Annotated in this window: 1 protein-coding gene; it reads left to right on the top strand. The window is 59.8% G+C overall.

Going from position 1 to position 266, the window contains the following annotated elements:
* Positions 1-266 (top strand): tRNA ligase subunit PheS family protein (locus tag MFF64_RS36940; protein ID WP_438823126.1); only part of this gene is annotated, 266 nt, incomplete at both ends.

The following is a 266-nucleotide window of genomic DNA, read 5'->3' as shown; positions in this document are numbered from 1 at the left end:
CGTTGCGACCGGTCCGGAGATCGAAGACGATTATCACAACTTTGATGCGCTGAACATTCCGGGTCACCACCCGGCGCGTGCGGACCACGATACCTTCTGGTTTGATACCACCCGTCTGCTGCGTACCCAGACCAGCGGTGTTCAAATCCGTACCACGAAGGCGGAGCACCTGCCGTTTCGCATCATGGCGCCCAGCCGTGTGTACCACAACGCCTACACTCAGACCCGCACCCCGAGGTTCCACCAAGGTGATATCCTGACCGTGG

This window comes from Methylobacterium frigidaeris, assembly GCF_022179185.1.
Classification (GTDB): domain Bacteria; phylum Pseudomonadota; class Alphaproteobacteria; order Rhizobiales; family Beijerinckiaceae; genus Methylobacterium; species Methylobacterium frigidaeris.
The sequence above is the reverse complement of the archived record's forward strand: the minus strand, read 5'-3'. Positions and strand labels throughout refer to the sequence as shown.